We start from the raw sequence: 17,048 nt of genomic DNA, 5'->3' as shown, positions 1-17,048 counted from the left end.
GCCCTAGTTCTCGTCGCGCACCTCGACCGTGCGGGTGACGATGCGGGCGCCGTTCCCACCGCGTTCGCCCTCTTCCAGAGCGCCCGAGCCGTCGGCGTCCATCTGGCGGAAGATGTCGCGCATCGGCGTCAGGAATTCAGCCTCGGTAACGCGTCCGTCGCCGTTCGCATCCATCTCGGCCCCCTCGCCCTCGCGGATCAGTTCGACATGCGCCCCCCCGGCCATGGCCGGACCTTCGCCGCTGCGGATGAAGACCTGCGTGGGGCCATCGCCGGCAGAGGTAATCTCGCCGTCCTGTCCGACGATGACGAAGCTGTGCGCCTCAACCTCCACATTGTCGCCGTCGACGCGGCGCACTTCGATCCGGTGCGGACCGGAGCCCTCGGTGGCAGAAGTCCAGGTCATGGCCGGACCGCCGGCGATGATGCGCACATCGTGGTCCATGTCCGCCCCTCCGGCGCGATGCTGCAGCTCTTCGGTCGACAGGCGGCCGTCGCCGTCGGCATCCATGCGGGCAAAGGCATCGTCCATCGGCCGGGCGAACTCGGCGCGCGAGACGAACCCGTCGCCGTCCCGGTCCAATCCATTCTCGCCGTCCGGGTCAGCGCTCACAAACACCACCCGGCTCTCGGTGCGCACCACGGGCGGCGCAGGCGGCCGCGCCGGGTCCTGGGCAGCGGGGTGGGTCAGGGCAAGGGCGAGCGACAGGGAAATCAGCATGGGAAAGTCCTCGTGTGGATGACGCCCCCTTGGACCACGCCGGCCTTGCGCCCGTATTTCAGACGCGGGCCGAATTGTTTCACGGATGAAATGACGACGGCACCGGGCCGCGTCACAATGAGCAGATGACCTCAGCTCCCTCCCCCCGCATCCTTGTGGTCGATGACGATCCGGGCCTGCGCGAGGTGCTGGTCGACTATCTGGGCCAGCACGGGTTCGAGGCGATGGGTGCGGCCTCGGCGGCCGAGATGGACCGGCAACTGGGGCATCGACCGCCCGATCTGGTGGTGCTGGACCTGATGATGCCGGGCGAGGACGGGCTGTCGGCCTGCCGTCGGCTGATCGCGCGCGGCGGGCCACCGGTCGTCATGCTGAGCGCCATGGGCGAGGAGACCGACCGCATCGTCGGGCTGGAACTGGGCGCCGATGACTATCTGCCCAAGCCGTGCAATCCGCGAGAATTGCTGGCGCGCATCCGGGCCGTGCTGCGTCGCCGCGCCGGGCCAGAGGCGCCCGGGGCCTCGGCCGCCGAGCCGGTGCTGGCATTCGAAGGGCGCACGCTGAACCTTTTGCGGCGCGAGCTGAAGCGGCCGGACGGCACGGTGACCGTTCTGTCTGCCGGAGAGTTCGCCCTCCTCAAGGCCTTTGCCGAGTCCCCGCGCCGGGTGCTGAGCCGCGACCAGCTGCTGGAGCGGGCGCGCGGCTCGGACACCGAAGTCTTCGACCGGGCCATGGATGTGCAGATCAGCCGCCTGCGCAAGAAACTGGCCGACGCCGAGGGGCGCGACCCGATCCAGACCCTGCGCGGCGAGGGCTATATGTTCGATGCCACGGTCGAGCGCCGGATGGAGCGGCCCGCATGAGGCGGCTGACGTCCCCCTCCATCCTGGTGCAGGTCGCCCTGCTGGTGGCGCTGGCTATCGGCCTGTCGCAGGCACTGACGGCCGCCGCCATCCTGCTGATGCCCGAGCCCCGACCGTCTGGTTTCGACCTGGCGGCGGCCTCGGCTGCCCTGAAGGGAGAGCCGGCCCGCACCGCCGATGATCGGCCCCTGACGCGCCGCATCACCGACCAACCGGTCGCGGCCGGAAACACCGTCGGCGACCCGATGTCTCTGGCCCTGTCCCTCGCCCTCGCCCGCGTGCTGGAGGTGGAGCCGGGCGACGTGCGGGTCAGGGTGTTTCAGCCGACCGACCGTCCAACGCCCGGCATGCGCGAAGGGGCACCCGCCAGCTATGTCCTCACCCGGCCGGCGGCCGGTTCCGAGGTCACGATCGAGTCCCCCAGCATCACCTGGACGGAAAAGCACACCATCGAGCGGGCCGAGTCACCGGCGACCGCGCCGACCACGACCGGTTCGGCCACCATTACGGTCGACCGGGATACCCAGCAGGTGTTCGTCGTCGCCGACAAGCTGACCTTCGCCCCCTTCGCCGCCTCGCTCCGGCTGGAGGATGGACGCTGGGCCACGGTCGAGCCGCCGCGCGACTGGCTGTCGCCCTGGCAGGCCCGTCTGTTGCTGGCGCTGCTGATCAGCCTGCTGCTGGTCGCGCCCGTGGTGTGGTTGATGGCACGGCGGCTGACCCGTCCGATCCGGCTGTTCGCCGATGCGGCTCAGCGGCTGGGGGCCAATCCCGAGGCCGACCCTCTGCCCGTATCCGGCCCCAGCGAACTGCGTCGGGCCATCGGGGCCTTCAACGACATGCAGGCCTCGCTGCGCGCCCATATCGCCAACCGGACCCAGACGGTGGCGGCCATCGCCCACGATCTGCGGACGCCCCTGACGCGCCTGAGGTTCCGGGCCGAGCAGGCCCCGGACGCCTTGCGCGACCGGCTGGCGGCAGATGTGGAGGAGATGGACGCCCTGATCGCCCAGGCCATGGCCTATGTGCGCGGCGAGACCCGCCAGACCGCGCCCGAGCCGGTCGAGCTGACGGCGCTGGTCGCCGACTGTGTGCGGGGCTTTGCCGAGACCGGGCACGCTGCGACGCTTACACCGGCTCCGGACGTCACCGTCATGGGCCAGCCCACCGGCCTGCGCCGCGCCCTGACCAATCTGATCGCCAACGCCGTCCATTACGGCGGGCAGGCCGAGGTGACGGTGGAGCCACTGCCTGACCGGGTCGCGATCCACGTCCGCGACACCGGCCCCGGCATCGCGCCGGAGCGTATGGAGGAGGTGTTCCAACCCTTCGTCCGGCTGGAGGGGTCCCGCAATCGGGCCACCGGCGGCGTTGGTCTGGGCCTCGCCGTGGCGCGCCAGATCGCCCGGGGCCATGGCGGCGACGTCACCCTGTCCAACCGGGCCGGGGGCGGGCTTGAGGCGACCCTGTCCCTGCCCCGGGGCGGCTGAGCGACACAATCCATCACGCCTTGTTACGCGCCGGGGGTTGATCCGCGCCGCGCCCGGTTCCATTGAAGCGCCAACCACAACAACGCTTCAGGAGCCCCGCCCATGACCGTCCGCGTCGCCATCAATGGTTTCGGCCGTATCGGCCGCCTCGTCCTGCGTTCGATTGTCGAGCACGGACGCCGCGATATCGAGGTGGTGGCGATCAACGATCTGGGGCCGGTGGCCACCAATGCCCACCTGCTGAAGTATGACTCGGTGCACGGTCGCTTCCCCGGCACGGTCGAGCACGGCGACGACTGGATCGACGTGGGTCTGGGCCGGATCAAGGTCACGGCCGAGCGCGACCCCGCCAACCTGCCGCACAAGGACCTGGGCGTCGACATCGCCTTTGAGTGCACCGGCATCTTCGCCTCGAAGGACAAGGCCTCGGCCCACCTGACCGCCGGTGCCAAACGTGTGCTGGTCTCGGCCCCCGCCGACAATGCCGACAAGACCATCGTCTATGGCGTGAACCACGACACCCTGACCGCCGACGACGTCGTGGTCTCGAACGCCAGCTGCACGACCAACTGCCTCGCCCCCATCGCCAAGGTGCTTCACGATCTGGTCGGAATCGAGCGCGGCTATATGACGACCATCCACGCCTATACCGGCGACCAGCCGACGCTGGATACGATGCACAAGGACCTGTACCGCGCCCGCGCCGCAGGCCTGTCGATGATCCCGACCTCGACCGGCGCCGCCAAGGCCGTCGGCCTGGTCCTGCCGGAGCTGAAGGGCAAGCTGGACGGCTCGTCGATCCGCGTGCCGACCCCGAACGTCTCGGTCGTCGACCTCAAGATCGTCCCCGGCCGCGACACCTCGGTCGATGAGGTCAATGCCGCGCTGAAGGCCGCCGCCGACGGCCCGATGAAGGGCGTTCTGGCGACCACCACCGACCCCGTCGTGTCCATGGACCTGAACCACATCGCCGCCAGCTCGACCGCCGCCCTGCCCCAGACCCAGGTCATCGAAGGCAAGCTGGTCCGCGTGCTCAGCTGGTACGACAACGAATGGGGCTTCGCCACGCGCATGGCGGATACCGCGCTGGTGATGAGCAAGCTGATCTGATGACGTCGCGGCGCCTCCCCGTCTGGATCTGGGGCGCCGCAGCCATCGTCTGCCTTGCAGGCATCCTGGCAGGGCCCGCCCTCGCCGTGGTTGGAACGTCGGTCTGGATGGCGCTGCAATCCCGAACCTTGGTGATGGGTTGGGACGTGATTGCCATGGTGGCGGCATTCGGCCTGCTGTGGCTGGTAGCCGTCCTCGCGATTGCCCGGACTCTGCGGGGCAGGACTGGACTGGGCCTTGTCCTTGTCGCCATCGCAATCGCTGGCGCCACGGTTCTATTCGAGCGGCTTCAGCCTCCCGGCGAAGTCACGCGTTTCACAGTGACCGGCGACGCCGCCGATGTCTGGAGAGACTTTCAACCATGACCTTCCGCACCCTCGACGACGCCAAGGACCTTGCCGGCAAGACGGCCCTCGTGCGGGTCGACTTCAACGTCCCGATGGAGGATGGCAAGGTCAGCGACGACACACGGCTGCGCGCCGCCCTACCGACCATCCAGCGGCTGCGCGATTCGGGGGCGAAGGTCGCCCTGCTGGCCCACTTCGATCGCCCAAAGGGCAAGCGGGTGCCGGAGATGAGCCTGCAGCCCGTGGTCGATGATCTGGAGCTGTTAATCGGCGCCCCCGTGCGCTTCGCGGATGACTGCGTCGGCGATGTCGCGAAAGCGGCCCTCGACGACCTGGATCCGGGCGGGGTGATCCTGCTGGAGAACGTCCGCTTCCACGCGGGCGAGGAAAAGAACGACGCCGCCTTTGCCGCGCAGCTGGCCGCGCTGGGTGACCTTTACGTCAATGACGCCTTTTCCGCCGCGCACCGGGCCCATGCCTCGACCGAGGGACTGGCGCGCCTGCTGCCCGCCTATGCCGGCGAGGCGATGAAGCGCGAGCTTGAGGCGCTGGATGCGGCGCTCGGCAATCCGGTCAAGCCGGTGCTGGGAATCGTCGGTGGCGCCAAGGTCTCGACCAAGCTGGACCTGCTGAAGAATCTGGTCGGACGGCTGGACCGGCTGGCCATCGGCGGCGGCATGGCCAACACCTTCCTGTTCGCGCAGGGGATCGACATCGGCGGTTCTCTGGCCGAGCGCGACATGGCCGAGACGGCGCGCGAAATCATCGCCGAGGCCGAGGCCAAAGGCTGCGAACTGCTGCTGCCGATCGACGTGGTCGTGGCCACCGAGGTCAAGCCGGGGGCCGAGACCCGCACCGTCCTGGCCCGTGAAGAGATCGACTCGGACGAGAAGATTCTGGATGCCGGGCCGCTGACGGTTGAGAAACTGGTCAAGGCCATGGCCCTGTCGCGCACCCTGATCTGGAACGGTCCGCTGGGCGTGTTCGAGGTGCCGCCCTTCGATGCCGCGACGGTCAAGGCCGCCCAGGCGGCGGGCCAGCTGGCGACCAGCGGTGCCATCACCGCCGTGGCCGGCGGCGGCGATACCGTCTCGGCCCTCAACCATGCCGGCGTGGTCGATCAGATGACTTTCGTCTCCACTGCGGGCGGTGCCTTCCTCGAATGGATGGAGGGCAAGCCCCTGCCCGGCGTCGAGGCCCTGCGCGCCTGACGAAAGCCGTCACGGGCCTGCAATTCCTTGTTCGTGCAAGCCGGTTGCGGTTACCTTGGCCATAGGGGCGAGGGAGTGCAGGCATGAGCGAAGAGACCACCCGCAAGGATGACGTCTTCCTGACCGGACCGGCCGTTCAGCTCCGGCCGGTGGCGAAGGGTCAGGGATGCCTGGTGGCCATCGGGCTGGCAGCCGGGGCGGTGATCGCCTTCTTCCTGCTGATGTTCGTCGGGCTGGGCGCCATGGATCTGGTCGTCAGCGAGGACGACCGTCAGTCGATCCGCGGCGTATTTCTTCTTGTCGCGGGGGTGGGGCTGGTCGTCTGGGGCGCCGGATGGGTGTTTCGCTGGAATACGCGCCGGAGCCTGCGCGAACAGGTCGAGGCGCGCCTGCCCGGCTTCACGGGGCGCACCATTCCGGTCGGGCAGTTGCTGAATGGTCCGGCCGCCGCCGGCAAGCTGGAAGGCCGGTATCTGCTGGCGGTGGGGCAGGACCGGTTCCTGCTGATGCGGCACTTTCACAATACCGAGCACCTCGATGCCTTCCGCGCGCTGGTGCTGGGCCAGTTCATCAACGCCTGGCGACCGAACGGGCTGGCGCGGGTGATGGATTTCGCCATCCCCTATGGAAACATCCGGTCGGTTTCGGTCGAGGCACTCACACCGGAGCAGCTCCGCAAGGGCGCCTTCGGTCGCGCGGTGGCCCACGGCCTGGCCTCGTGGGCGCTGGACGCCGCCTTCGGCACCCGGTCGACCCAGGACATCAAGGCCGCCTTCATCCGCATTGAAATGATCGACGGCCAGTCGCTGGTCTTCTCGGTCCCCAGCCGGATCAGCGAGCGCCTTGTCGTCGCGCTCGCCGTCTCTGCGGAAAACGCCAGCTACGGCACGGGCCACGAAGTCAGCCTCGGCGAGGCCACCTACGACGGGATCGAGACCCTGCTGACGCGCAGCGGTCTGGTCGACGCGCCCAGCGACGGCTGGGACGACTTCTTTGCCAACCTCAGGCCCGACGGCCAAAGGGCACGCAGCTTCGCGGGCCTCGCCGCCTGGCGTATCCAGCAGGAGATGGACCCGGCCGCGGGTCGAACGCGTCCGGTGCCGCCCGAGGCACCCGCTGCTTCGCCCGGACCGTCGACCGGATCCCGTCCGCGCAACAGCGCGACCCTGGCGCTGTGGTCACTCGGACTTCTGGGTCTCGCCACCCTGTTCATCGCACTCAGCGAGACCCTCCGTGACGGAGGCAATGGCGATCTCGAACTGGGCCTGATCGCCATCTTTGCCGGCATTGCCCTGGTCGCCGGGATCAATCTCTGGTCGGCACGGAGTGGCTGGCTGATGGCCGGCATCAAGAGCGTGCTCAGCCTGGTGCTCGCCGGTCTGGTCGCCTTCGCGCTGGGCAGCGACCTTCTGCTGACGCGCGGCCCGCTGGCACCGATGACCCAGTCGATGGCATCGGCGACCGCCAGCCTGCTCGGGCGCGACCATCGCCCCGGCGCCACACCGGAACAGCCGGTTCGCCCCGAAGCGCCGACAGAGGCCGAGGCCGCCGTCGCGCGGGCGGCCCTCGAGGCGCGCCTGCAGCAGGAGGCCGCCGCTGCTGAACAGGCCCGACAGGAGGCTGAGGCGCGCGAGCGGGCCGAGCGTATCACCGCCGCAGAGGCCGTCATCCGCCGCGTCTACGACGATGAGCTCAGCCTGTTCGGATCGCGGACCGAGCGCTCGGCCTGGCTGACGCCCGCCCTGTCCCGTCGCATTGATCAGGTCAACGAGGCCGCCAGCGCGTACGGCGGCGCGGGCGCAGTCGTCGGGTTCGATCCCCTGATCGACGGTCAGGACGCCAACCTCGCCAACTTTGACTATGCCTCGCGCGAGACGGATTACGGGGCCGAGGTTCGGGTCCGCTTCACCAACTTTGAGACCCCCGTCGATCTCACCTTCGAACTGGTGGAGACGGATGCAGGCTGGCGTGTCCGCCAGATCCGCTCGCGGGGGGAAAGCCAATGGACGGCCACGGGACTTCTGGATCAGGCCGAAACCGATGCGGAGGATTTCGAATGAGCCACCCGACAAGGCCGCTGGTTGCCGGCGCCCTCTGCCTCGCCCTCGCAAGCTGTGCGCCTGTTGCCGACTTCTGGCCTCCGCGGTCCATGGCCGGGGCACCGGTGTCGCCTCTCCGCGCGCCCGAAGATCTCATCCGCGGCCTGTTCGAGGCTCCGGACTGGGAGGGGACCGGCGGCTCGCGCGAGGCGCGTCTGGCCTGGATGACGCCCGAGCTGGCAGAGGCCTCCTTGCGGCTGGACGCGGCAACGGACGGGATTGGCGTCGGTATGGAGCCCTCTGTCGGCAGCCCCTACATCCATGTGACCAACGCCCGCTACGACACGCGCGCCACCCCCTGGGGGGCCGAGGTTCGCGTGCGTTTCCTCAACACGAACCAGCCCCGCGAGACCCGCTTTGAGATGGTCATGACCGAGGCGGGCTGGCGGGTCGCCGATATCGTCGGCACCGACCCTGAGACCGGCCGCACCTGGCGCTACACCAACCTGATGGCCGAGACCTTCGCCGCCGTGGCCCGGGACGAGGGCCCCCGCGACCCGTCCTGACGCCGCGCCTGATTCCTTTGTAACACGGCGTGACTTCGAGCCCGTCCGGCGCTAAAGCGGGGCAAAAGATAAAAGGCTCAGGAGGCTACCCCATGGCGCGCATCACGCTGCGACAACTGCTCGATCACGCGGCAGAGGAAGGCTACGGCCTGCCCGCGTACAACATCAACAATATGGAACAGGGTCTGGCGATCATGGAGGCGGCCGAGGCGGTCAACGCCCCCGTCATCATCCAGGCCAGCCGCGGCGCGCGCAGCTACGCCAATGACATCATCTTGGCCAAGCTGATCGACGGCCTGGCCGAGCTTTATCCGCACATCCCGGTCTGCATGCACCAGGACCACGGCAATGGTCCGGCCACCTGCGCCACCGCCATCCAGTACGGCTTCACCTCGGTGATGATGGACGGCTCGCTGGAAGAGGACGCCAAGACCCCGGCCAGCTACGAATACAATGTCGACGTCACCCGCCGCGTTACCGAAATGGCCCACAGCTGCGGCGTCTCGGTCGAGGGGGAACTGGGCGTGCTGGGCAGCCTCGAGACCGGCATGGGCGAAGCCGAGGACGGTCACGGCTTCGAGGGCAAGCTTGACCACTCGGCCCTGCTGACCGACCCGGATCAGGCCGTCGATTTTGTCCGCGAGACCAAGGTCGATGCCTTGGCGATCGCCATGGGCACCAGCCACGGCGCCTACAAGTTCAGCCGCAAGCCCGACGGCGCGGTGCTGGCCATGAACGTCATCGAGGAAATCCACCGCCGCCTGCCCGACACCCATCTGGTCATGCACGGCTCATCCTCGGTGCCGCAGGACCTGCAGGACATCATCAACCAGTACGGCGGCCAGATGCCCCAGACCTGGGGCGTGCCGGTCGAGGAAATTCAGCGCGGCATCAAGCACGGCGTGCGCAAGATCAACATCGACACCGACAACCGGATGGCCATCACGGGCGCCATCCGCAAGGTGCTGGCCGAAAAGCCGGGCGAGTTCGACCCGCGCGCCTATCTGAAGCCCGCCAAGGAAGCCATGCGCAAGCTGTGCATCGAGCGCTACCAGCAGTTTGGCTGTGAGGGCCAGGCCTCGAAGATCAAGCCTCTGTCGACCGCCCAGATGGCCAAACGCTATGCCTCGGGCGAGCTCAACCCCCAGATCGGGGCCTCCGCCCGCGCGGCCTGATCACCAGCTGTAGCGGCTTTGGAAATAGTAGCGGACGTCGCGGGCGCGGCGTTCGGCATCGTCCAGCTCATCCTGGGCCCGCCGCCAGTCGCGGATGGTGTCCTCGCGCTCGCGGCGTAGCTCGCGCGCGCGGGCCCGCGCCGCATCGCGCGCTTCCTCGGTCAGGTCCCGGTCGCGGGCCTGACCCTCGAAATAGGCGATCTTGTCGTCGAGGTCCGCAGCCCGGGCGCCCAGGCTGTCGATGCGGCTGCGCGCGTCGCTGACCGCCTGTTCGGCCTGATAGACCTCCTGGCCATCGCGGAAGGCCGCCAGGAAGGCGCCCTCCATCGGCCCCCGGCACACGCCGGCATAGCTGTTGCCACGGACCGCCTCGGCAAAGCCCCGCTCGGGCACGCAATAGCCCCGCAACCCGTCCTCGCGCGCCGAAAAATAGGCGGCGGAGTCGGGCACAACGCCGTATTTGGCACAGGCCTCGGCATGGGACTGCAGCCGGCTCTCGGACAGGCCGGCATAGCCATCGTTATAGCCCTGCTGCCCCCAGTCCCCGGCCAGGCACTGGTCCTCGCTCATGGTCGCGCAACTGCCCAGCGACAGCAGCACGGCCCCGCCGGTGCACGCCAGAAAAATGCGGTTCATCTAGGCCTCCCGATTGGACGGCCGCCACCATGCCCAAGGTCAAGCTTCCGGGCAAATTCCGACGCTGGCTATCGCCCGCCACCGCGCGTGCTAAGCTCCTGCGGCCTATGCCCGTCCCCGCTCCTGACCTTGATGAAGACCTCGACGGGGCCTCCGTGCTCGAGGTCCGGCTTGAGGCCCGCCACCCCCGGCTGGACAAGGCGCTCAGCGAGGCCCTGCCCGACGTCTCGCGCGCCCGGCTTCAGGCCCTGATCGCAGCAGGGGCCGTCACCCTCAACGGCCAGATTCTCTCGTCCGGTTCGAGATCTGCCGAGCCGGGTATGTACCGCATTCTCGTACCGGCGCCGGTGGCCGCGGACCCGGAACCCGAGGACCTGGCCCTGACCGTCCTGTTCGAGGACGCCCATCTGATCGTTGTCGACAAGCCTGCCGGCATGGCCACCCACCCCGCCCCGGGCAGCGAGACCGGCACCCTCGTCAACGCCCTGCTCCACAGCTGCGGCGACAGCCTCTCGGGCATCGGCGGCGTCGCCCGCCCGGGTATCGTCCACCGGCTCGACAAGGGCACATCCGGCGTGATGGTCGCGGCCAAGCATGACAAGGCTCATCAGGGCCTGACCGCCCTGTTCGCCGCGCACGACATAGAGCGCACCTATATCGGCCTGACCCGGGGGACGCTGACCCCCGAGCGTGGCCGGATCGAGAGCCGTCTCGGCCGCTCGACCCATGATCGCAAGAAGATGGCGGTCCTCAAGTCCGGCGGCCGCGAGGCCATCACCGACTATGTCGTTGAACGCATCTTCGGTCTGCCTGCCAAGGCCGGCGGGGCGCCCCTCGCCGCGCGCGTCGCCTGCACCCTGCATACCGGGCGAACCCACCAGATTCGCGTGCATATGGCCTCCAGGGGTGCCCCGCTGCTCGGCGACCCCGTCTACGGATCCGGCCCGCCGGCAGCCTCCGTTCGCGACGCCATCGCCGCCGCCGGCCTGACCCGACAGGCCCTGCACGCCGCCATCCTCGGCTTCGTCCACCCGATCACCGCCGAGCCCCTGCGGTTCGAAACCTCACCGCCCGAGGACATGCGGGATCTGCAAACCCGGCTTGAAACCCTCTGAGACCAGGAGTGCCCATGACCGACCCCGACATCCGCAACAATACCGACGCCCGTCGCTACGAGCTTGATTTGGAGGGCCAGACGGCCACCGTCGCCTATAACCTCACCGGCCCGAACCTGATGATCACCGAGACCCTGGTGCCGACAGCGCTCGAGGGGCGCGGCATTGCCAGCCGCATGGCACGCCATGTGATCGACGACGCCCGCCGTCGGGACCTGCTCATTCTGCCGGTCTGCACCTTCTTCGGTCACTTCTTCCAGAAGCACCCGGACCAGGCCGACGTCGTCCATCCCGACTATCGAAAGGCCCTCGGCCTTACCTAAGTCTTGAAAAGCAACGGACCCGGGATTATACTCCCGCCAGTTGATCGTGGCTTCGGTGCCACGGCCGTGCACGGCTGTGACAATGCGCCCCTAGGCAAGGGGGCAACCGATCCCCACGTCGGCTGTTGAGGGGTGAGGCGTCGGTGCACAATCTCGTGGCCGTCTCCGCAGGACCCGCTCGTTTTTGAGGTCGGAGGGACCATATGACTGCCAAGCCCAGCCTTGCGATCATGTCGCCTGAACAGGGACTGTCGCGCTATCTTTCGGAAATCCGGAAATTCCCCATGCTCAGCAAGGACGAAGAGTTCATGCTGGCCAAACGCTGGGGCGAACACCAGGACACCGAAGCCGCCCACAAGCTCGTCACCTCCCACCTGCGCCTCGTGGCCAAGATCGCCATGGGCTATCGCGGCTACGGCCTGCCGATCGGCGAGGTGATCTCCGAGGGCAATGTCGGCCTGATGCAGGCGGTCAAGAAATTCGATCCGGACAAGGGCTTCCGTCTGGCGACCTACGCCATGTGGTGGATCCGCGCCTCGATCCAGGAATACATTCTGCGCAGCTGGTCGCTCGTCAAAATGGGCACCACCGCCGCGCAGAAGAAGCTGTTCTTCAACCTGCGGAAGGCCAAGAGCCAGATCTCTGCCTTCGAGGACGGTGACCTGCACCCCGAACACCTCGCCGCCATCGCCACCAAGCTGGGCGTGTCGGAAGAAGAGGTCACCAACATGAACCGCCGCCTCGGTGGCGACGCCTCGCTGAACGCGCCGCTGCGCGCGGATGGCGAAAGCGAATGGCAGGATTGGCTTTCGGACGACACGGCCGTCTCGCAAGAGACGGCCCTCGCCGACAACGAGGAAAAGTCCCTGCGCATGGGCCTGCTCCAGGAAGCCATGGAAGAGCTGACCGACCGCGAAAAGCACATCCTGACCGAGCGCCGTCTCAAGGACGATCCGGTGACGCTCGAGGAACTGGCCGGCCAGTACGGTGTCAGCCGCGAGCGCGTGCGCCAGATCGAGGTGCGCGCTTTCGAAAAGCTGCAGAAAGCCATGCAGGCTGCGGCGACCGAGCGGAACCTGGTCGACGCCTGATCGGCATTATCGCCGCGCCTAGCTGGCCTTCTTCAGACTCTCGACCGGCTTTGGCAGGGCCAGAAGCTGGCCGATAGGTGCGGCCACGTTCGCCTTGGTCGTCCCGCCCTGCGCCAGGGTTACCTCCAGCGCGCCGACGGCGACGACCAGGCGACTGTCGGCGACCTTGAGGGCCAGTGCCTTCAGGGTCTCGGCCTGCTGACGAATGGCGCGCACGGCCTGGGGGGGATCGTTGTCGAACTGGTCCAGCGCCGCCGCCAGAATCTTCATGGCCTGATCGCGGATGGCGAGGGCTTCGGCCTCCGCCCCCATGGCGCGGTCGCTCTTGCGCTTGCTCGGCCCGGCGTATTCACCCGAGTTGAAGCGACGACGATCTGGCCCAACGTAGCTGACGCCTTCCACCCAGTCCCGGGGCTTGAGAGCCACGTTCTCGACCCGTTTGATCAGGTCGGCACTGGTGAAGGGCTTCCGCAGAAACTCGTGCACGCCCACGTCGCGCGCGCCCTTGATGGTCGTGGCCGTCGCCTCGGACGTCACCATGATCACCGGCACCCGTCGGCAGGCCATATGCGACCGGCGCAGGGTTCGCGTGAAGCTTTCACCATCCAGATGAGCGCCTGACCGTTCGGTGAAGATCAGGCCGGGATCCAGTGCACCGGCCACTTGAAGACCGCGCGCCTCACTGGGCTCGACGACAACCTCCCGCGCGCCCAGTCCCTTCATCAGATCAGTGATCAGGCGGGCGGCATGGGCATTGGGATCCACAATCAGCACCCGGCCGACAGTAGGCTCAAGACGGGCCAGAAAACGTCGATCGGGAATCAGCACGCAGGGACCTCGCGGAACGAACCCGCCATCCCTAGCCGCAACGCGTTAAAGTCCCATTGAAATGCGGGACTTGCCCTCAACCGTGGAAGGGGTCCTGCATCAGGATGGTGTCATCCCGTTCCGGACTGGTCGACAGCAGCGCGACGGGCGCCCCGATCAGCTCCTCGATGCGGCGTACATATTTGATCGCCGCCGCCGGCAGGTCCTTCCATGAGCGCGCGCCCTGGGTGCTCTCGGACCAGCCCTCGACCGCCTCATAGATCGCCTCGACCTCGGCCTGCGCCTTCAGTCCGGCGGGCAGATAGTCCAGCGTCTCGCCGCCGACCCGATAGCCGGTGCAGATTTTCAGCGTCTCAAACCCGTCCAGCACATCCAGCTTGGTCAGGGCGATCCCGTGCATGCCGTTGATGGCGATCGACTGACGCACCAGCACGGCGTCGAACCAGCCGCAGCGTCGCGGTCGGCCGGTCACCGTGCCGAACTCCCGGCCGCGCTCCGCGATCCGGCGACCGTCCTCGTCGAACAGTTCGGTCGGGAACGGCCCTTCGCCGACCCGCGTCGTATAGGCCTTCACAATCCCCAGCACATAGCCGACCGAACGCGGTCCCAGGCCCGAGCCCGCGGCCGCCTGCCCGGCCACCGTGTTCGAGCTGGTCACATAGGGATAGGTGCCGTGGTCCACATCCAGCAGCGAGCCTTGCGCCCCTTCGAACAGGATGCGCTTGCCGTCGCGGTGGGCCTGATCCAGCAGGCGCCAAACCGGCTGGCCGGCATATTTCAGGACCTCGGGGGCAATGGCCAGCAGGTCGGCCTTCAGCCCGGGCACATCCACCTCCGGCAGGTCCAGGCCTTTGCGCAGCGCATTGTGGTGCGCCAGCAGGCGGTCGATCTTGGCATCCAGCGCATCGGGGTCGGTCAGGTCGCCGACGCGGATCGCCCGGCGTCCGACCTTGTCCTCATAGGCCGGGCCGATGCCGCGCCCCGTCGTGCCGATCTTGGTCGTCCCGGCCTGGGCCTCGCGCGCCTGATCGAGGTCCCGGTGCAGCGGCAGGATCAGACAGGCGGTCTCGGCAATGGTCAGCAGTTCAGCGGTGATCTTGACGCCCTGCGCCTCGATCCGCGCAATCTCGTCGCGCAGCGCCCACGGGTCGATGACCACGCCATTGCCGATCACGGACGGCTTGCCCTGCACCACGCCCGAGGGCAGCAGGCTCAGCTTGTAGGTGACATCGCCGACGACCAGGGTGTGACCGGCATTGTGACCGCCCTGAAACCGCACGACCCAATCGGCCCGGTTCGACAGCCAGTCGACGATCTTGCCTTTGCCCTCGTCGCCCCACTGGGCTCCGACCACGGTCACATTCGCCAAGGGTCACTCTCCGCTTCCAACGCGGGCCGAGCCTATAGCCGGGGAATCGTCCGGTGTCGCCTCAAGTCCGGCGATTATTCGGGAATCGCTGTCGCAAAGGCCCAGTCCAGCCAGGGCGTCAGGGCCTTGATGTCAGCAGTGTCCACCGTGCACCCGCACCAGACCCGCAAGCCTGCCGGGGCATTGCGGTGGCCCTCGACATCAAAGGCGGCCCCCTCGCCTTCCAGCAGGGCCTTCATTCGCATCACCAGTTCGCGCCGGCGGTCTTCGTCCATGGCCACGACGAGGGGATCCACGATTTTCAGACACACCGACGTGGTCGAGCGCGTTTCCGGCTCCTCGGCCAGCCAGTCGATCCAGTCCGTCCGCTCAACCCAGGCATCCAGCGCCCCCGCATTGGCCTCGGTTCGCGCGATCAGGGTCTTGAGCCCGCCCTCCCGCTCCGCCCACTCCAGGGCGTCGATCCAGTCCTCGAGCGTCAGGACGGAAAAGGTATTGATCATCGACCCGGTGGCGAGCGCCCGGTCGAATCCCTTGTCGTTCCGGAGTCGCAGCACCTTGGGCACGGGCCGGGGCGGCACATAGCTGTCCAGCCGCGCAATGGCCCGGGGCGACAGCGCCGCCACGCCCAGCCCCGCCTCGCCGCCCAGCGCCTTCTGAAAGCTGAAGGTCACCACATCCAGCCGCGCCCACGGCAGGGCCATGGCAAAGGCTGCCGAGGTCGCGTCACAGATTGCCAGCCCCTCGCGGTCGGTGGCGATCCAGTCCGCGCCGGATGCGCAGACGCCTGCGGTCGTACCGTTCCAGGGAAAGACAAGATCGGCCTTCGGATCGACCCGGCTCACATCCGGGAACCGCCCCCACGGCGCCTCCAGGATCTCGGGCTCCAGACCCAGATGATCGCGCACATCGGTCGCCCAGACCTTGCCGAAATTCTCGAACGTCATGACCTGCACGGGCCGCTCGCCCAGCAGGTTCCACAGCGCCGCCTCGACCGCGCCGGTGTCCGAGCCGGGCACATAGACCAGCGCCCAGTCGTCCGGCACCTCCAGCACCTTGCGGGTCAGCTCAAGCCCCTCGGCAAAGCGCGCCACCACTTCGGGCGCGCGGATGCCCCGGCCCAGCAGGTCGGTCGGCAGGGCATCGATCGCCCACCCCGGGCGCTTGGCCGTGGGCCCCGAGGAGAACCAGGGCCGCGCCGGCTTCACCTTCGGCCGCTCCAGCCGGGTCACAGGGCGCGCTTTCGCAGGGTCTCGGCCGCCTTCGTCAGCTCCGGCACATCCTCGCCCGGCAGCTGGATCATCAGCCGAACCTTCAGGTCGCCGCGACGACCGCCGGCAAAGGCGCCCTTGCCCTTCAGCCGCATCATCTGGCCGGAGTTCGAGCCCTTCGGCACGGTCAGATTGACCACACCATCCGGGGTCCGCACCGCCACCTTGCCGCCCAGAACCGCATCGGCCAAAGGCACCGCCAGATCCATGGTCAGATCGGCCCCGTCCCGCTGATACAAGGCATGCGGCGCAATCTTCAGCTCAATCAGGGCATCCCCCGCCGGACCGCCACGTGGCGAGGGCACGCCCTGCCCCTTCAGGCGGATCACCTGGCCGTCGTCTGCCCCTTTCGGGATCGTCACATCCAGCGTGCGCCCGTCCGAGAACTGTATGCGACGGGTCGAGCCCTGGATGGAGTCCTCCAGACTGATCTCCAGACTGGCCCGGACGTCCTGGCCGCGCGCGGGCCCACGGGCCGCTCCGCTCCGCGGCCGCGCGCCCCCACCCCCGAACATCCCGCCGAAGATGTCTTCCAGATCAATGTCGTCGAAGGTGGTGCGGGCGCCTCCGCTGCCGAAACCGCCCTGACCAAAGCCACCGGACCCGCGACTGCCGCCGCTGAAGCCCCTGTATTGCTCACGACCATCGGCATCGATCTCGCCCCGGTCGAACTTGGCGCGCTTCTCGGCATCACCCAGCAGGTCAAAGGCGGCCGTGATTCGTTTGAACCGGTCTTCAGCCGCCGCGTCGCCGGGGTTCTTGTCGGGGTGAAAATCCTTGGCCAGCTTGCGGAAGGCCTTCTTGATCTCATCCGCGCTCGCGCCCCGGGACACACCCAGTTCCTGATAGGGATCGCCTGCCACGGTTGATCATCGCTCCTGATAGCTCAAGGCC

The 17,048-nt window shown here is 68.0% G+C and carries 17 protein-coding genes; 11 read left to right on the top strand and 6 right to left on the bottom strand.

Features of this window, described 5'->3' with window-relative positions:
* Positions 1-3: 3 nt before the first annotated feature.
* Positions 4-720: a hypothetical protein gene (locus tag V7672_RS11360; RefSeq protein WP_335624699.1), complete on the bottom strand. Its 717-nt coding sequence runs from the start codon at positions 718-720 to the stop codon at positions 4-6.
* Between the two features lie 125 nt (positions 721-845).
* Here V7672_RS11360 and V7672_RS11355 point away from each other — a divergent pair, with 125 nt between their 5' ends.
* The 8 genes from V7672_RS11355 (at position 846) to fba (ending at position 9,521) form a co-directional block, all read left to right on the top strand.
* The gene (locus V7672_RS11355; protein WP_335624698.1) at positions 846-1,583 is read left to right on the top strand and encodes a response regulator; all 738 of its coding nucleotides are present in this window, start codon (positions 846-848) and stop codon (positions 1,581-1,583) included.
* A complete protein-coding gene (locus V7672_RS11350) occupies positions 1,580-3,073 on the top strand; it encodes an ATP-binding protein (RefSeq protein ID WP_335624697.1) in 1,494 nt (497 codons plus the stop codon). Before V7672_RS11355 ends, V7672_RS11350 begins: the two co-directional genes overlap by 4 nt.
* A gap of 102 nt (positions 3,074-3,175) precedes the next feature.
* Positions 3,176-4,183, top strand: a complete 1,008-nt coding sequence (gene gap / locus V7672_RS11345; protein WP_335624696.1) for a type I glyceraldehyde-3-phosphate dehydrogenase — start codon at positions 3,176-3,178, stop codon at positions 4,181-4,183.
* Positions 4,183-4,548, top strand: a complete 366-nt coding sequence (locus V7672_RS11340) for a hypothetical protein (RefSeq protein WP_335624695.1) — start codon at positions 4,183-4,185, stop codon at positions 4,546-4,548. Before gap ends, V7672_RS11340 begins: the two co-directional genes overlap by 1 nt.
* The gene (locus V7672_RS11335; protein ID WP_335624694.1) at positions 4,545-5,741 is read left to right on the top strand and encodes a phosphoglycerate kinase; all 1,197 of its coding nucleotides are present in this window, start codon (positions 4,545-4,547) and stop codon (positions 5,739-5,741) included. Before V7672_RS11340 ends, V7672_RS11335 begins: the two co-directional genes overlap by 4 nt.
* Before the next feature lie 83 nt (positions 5,742-5,824).
* The gene (locus tag V7672_RS11330) at positions 5,825-7,801 is read left to right on the top strand and encodes a hypothetical protein (protein ID WP_335624693.1); all 1,977 of its coding nucleotides are present in this window, start codon (positions 5,825-5,827) and stop codon (positions 7,799-7,801) included.
* Entirely contained in the window at positions 7,798-8,346 is a 549-nt protein-coding gene (locus V7672_RS11325; protein ID WP_335624692.1) for a hypothetical protein, read from the top strand. Before V7672_RS11330 ends, V7672_RS11325 begins: the two co-directional genes overlap by 4 nt.
* A gap of 92 nt (positions 8,347-8,438) precedes the next feature.
* A complete protein-coding gene (fba, locus tag V7672_RS11320) occupies positions 8,439-9,521 on the top strand; it encodes a class II fructose-bisphosphate aldolase (protein ID WP_335624691.1) in 1,083 nt (360 codons plus the stop codon).
* Here the strand turns inward: fba and V7672_RS11315 are convergent, their stop codons facing one another.
* Positions 9,522-10,157, bottom strand: coding sequence for a DUF2799 domain-containing protein (locus V7672_RS11315; protein ID WP_335624690.1), 636 nt, complete (start codon positions 10,155-10,157; stop codon positions 9,522-9,524).
* A 107-nt stretch (positions 10,158-10,264) separates the two neighbouring features.
* Between V7672_RS11315 and V7672_RS11310 the strand changes: the two genes are divergently transcribed.
* The 3 genes from V7672_RS11310 to rpoH all read left to right on the top strand — a co-directional run bounded on the left by V7672_RS11310 (position 10,265) and on the right by rpoH (position 12,686).
* Entirely contained in the window at positions 10,265-11,272 is a 1,008-nt protein-coding gene (locus tag V7672_RS11310; RefSeq protein ID WP_335624689.1) for an RluA family pseudouridine synthase, read from the top strand.
* A 14-nt stretch (positions 11,273-11,286) separates the two neighbouring features.
* Positions 11,287-11,595: a GNAT family N-acetyltransferase gene (locus V7672_RS11305; protein ID WP_335624688.1), complete on the top strand. Its 309-nt coding sequence runs from the start codon at positions 11,287-11,289 to the stop codon at positions 11,593-11,595.
* A 203-nt stretch (positions 11,596-11,798) separates the two neighbouring features.
* Complete coding sequence (rpoH, locus tag V7672_RS11300) at positions 11,799-12,686, top strand: RNA polymerase sigma factor RpoH (RefSeq protein ID WP_335624687.1); 888 nt, start codon at positions 11,799-11,801, stop codon at positions 12,684-12,686.
* 18 nt (positions 12,687-12,704) lie between these two features.
* Here rpoH and V7672_RS11295 read toward each other — a convergent pair whose 3' ends face one another.
* The 4 genes from V7672_RS11295 to V7672_RS11280 form a co-directional block, all read right to left on the bottom strand.
* Positions 12,705-13,514 carry a response regulator gene (locus V7672_RS11295; protein ID WP_335624686.1) on the bottom strand — a complete coding sequence of 270 codons (810 nt, stop codon included), beginning with the start codon at positions 13,512-13,514 and terminating at the stop codon, positions 12,705-12,707.
* Positions 13,515-13,590: 76 nt separating this feature from the next.
* Positions 13,591-14,883: an adenylosuccinate synthase gene (locus V7672_RS11290; RefSeq protein ID WP_335624685.1), complete on the bottom strand. Its 1,293-nt coding sequence runs from the start codon at positions 14,881-14,883 to the stop codon at positions 13,591-13,593.
* Between the two features lie 74 nt (positions 14,884-14,957).
* Positions 14,958-16,115, bottom strand: a complete 1,158-nt coding sequence (locus V7672_RS11285; protein WP_335624684.1) for a phosphoserine transaminase — start codon at positions 16,113-16,115, stop codon at positions 14,958-14,960.
* Positions 16,112-17,017 (bottom strand): J domain-containing protein, encoded by a 906-nt coding sequence (locus V7672_RS11280; RefSeq protein ID WP_335624683.1) that lies wholly within the window; start codon positions 17,015-17,017, stop codon positions 16,112-16,114. Before V7672_RS11280 ends, V7672_RS11285 begins: the two co-directional genes overlap by 4 nt.
* Positions 17,018-17,048 lie beyond the last annotated feature (31 nt).

The sequence above is a fragment of the Brevundimonas sp. genome, assembly GCF_036963785.1.
GTDB lineage: Bacteria > Pseudomonadota > Alphaproteobacteria > Caulobacterales > Caulobacteraceae > Brevundimonas.
The sequence above is the reverse complement of the archived record's forward strand: the minus strand, read 5'-3'. Positions and strand labels throughout refer to the sequence as shown.

Excerpts from the sequence above, each read along its gene's own strand:
- V7672_RS11315 (WP_335624690.1), bottom strand. The coding sequence starts at position 10,157 with ATGAACCGCATTTTTCTGGCGTGCACCGGCGGGGCCGTGCTGCTGTCG.
- V7672_RS11325 (WP_335624692.1), top strand. The coding sequence starts at position 7,798 with ATGAGCCACCCGACAAGGCCGCTGGTTGCCGGCGCCCTCTGCCTCGCC.
- V7672_RS11305 (WP_335624688.1), top strand. The coding sequence starts at position 11,287 with ATGACCGACCCCGACATCCGCAACAATACCGACGCCCGTCGCTACGAG.
- fba (WP_335624691.1), top strand. The coding sequence starts at position 8,439 with ATGGCGCGCATCACGCTGCGACAACTGCTCGATCACGCGGCAGAGGAA.
- V7672_RS11310 (WP_335624689.1), top strand. The coding sequence starts at position 10,265 with ATGCCCGTCCCCGCTCCTGACCTTGATGAAGACCTCGACGGGGCCTCC.
- V7672_RS11355 (WP_335624698.1), top strand. The coding sequence starts at position 846 with ATGACCTCAGCTCCCTCCCCCCGCATCCTTGTGGTCGATGACGATCCG.
- V7672_RS11340 (WP_335624695.1), top strand. The coding sequence starts at position 4,183 with ATGACGTCGCGGCGCCTCCCCGTCTGGATCTGGGGCGCCGCAGCCATC.
- V7672_RS11350 (WP_335624697.1), top strand. The coding sequence starts at position 1,580 with ATGAGGCGGCTGACGTCCCCCTCCATCCTGGTGCAGGTCGCCCTGCTG.
- V7672_RS11335 (WP_335624694.1), top strand. The coding sequence starts at position 4,545 with ATGACCTTCCGCACCCTCGACGACGCCAAGGACCTTGCCGGCAAGACG.
- gap (WP_335624696.1), top strand. The coding sequence starts at position 3,176 with ATGACCGTCCGCGTCGCCATCAATGGTTTCGGCCGTATCGGCCGCCTC.
- rpoH (WP_335624687.1), top strand. The coding sequence starts at position 11,799 with ATGACTGCCAAGCCCAGCCTTGCGATCATGTCGCCTGAACAGGGACTG.
- V7672_RS11330 (WP_335624693.1), top strand. The coding sequence starts at position 5,825 with ATGAGCGAAGAGACCACCCGCAAGGATGACGTCTTCCTGACCGGACCG.
- V7672_RS11360 (WP_335624699.1), bottom strand. The coding sequence starts at position 720 with ATGCTGATTTCCCTGTCGCTCGCCCTTGCCCTGACCCACCCCGCTGCC.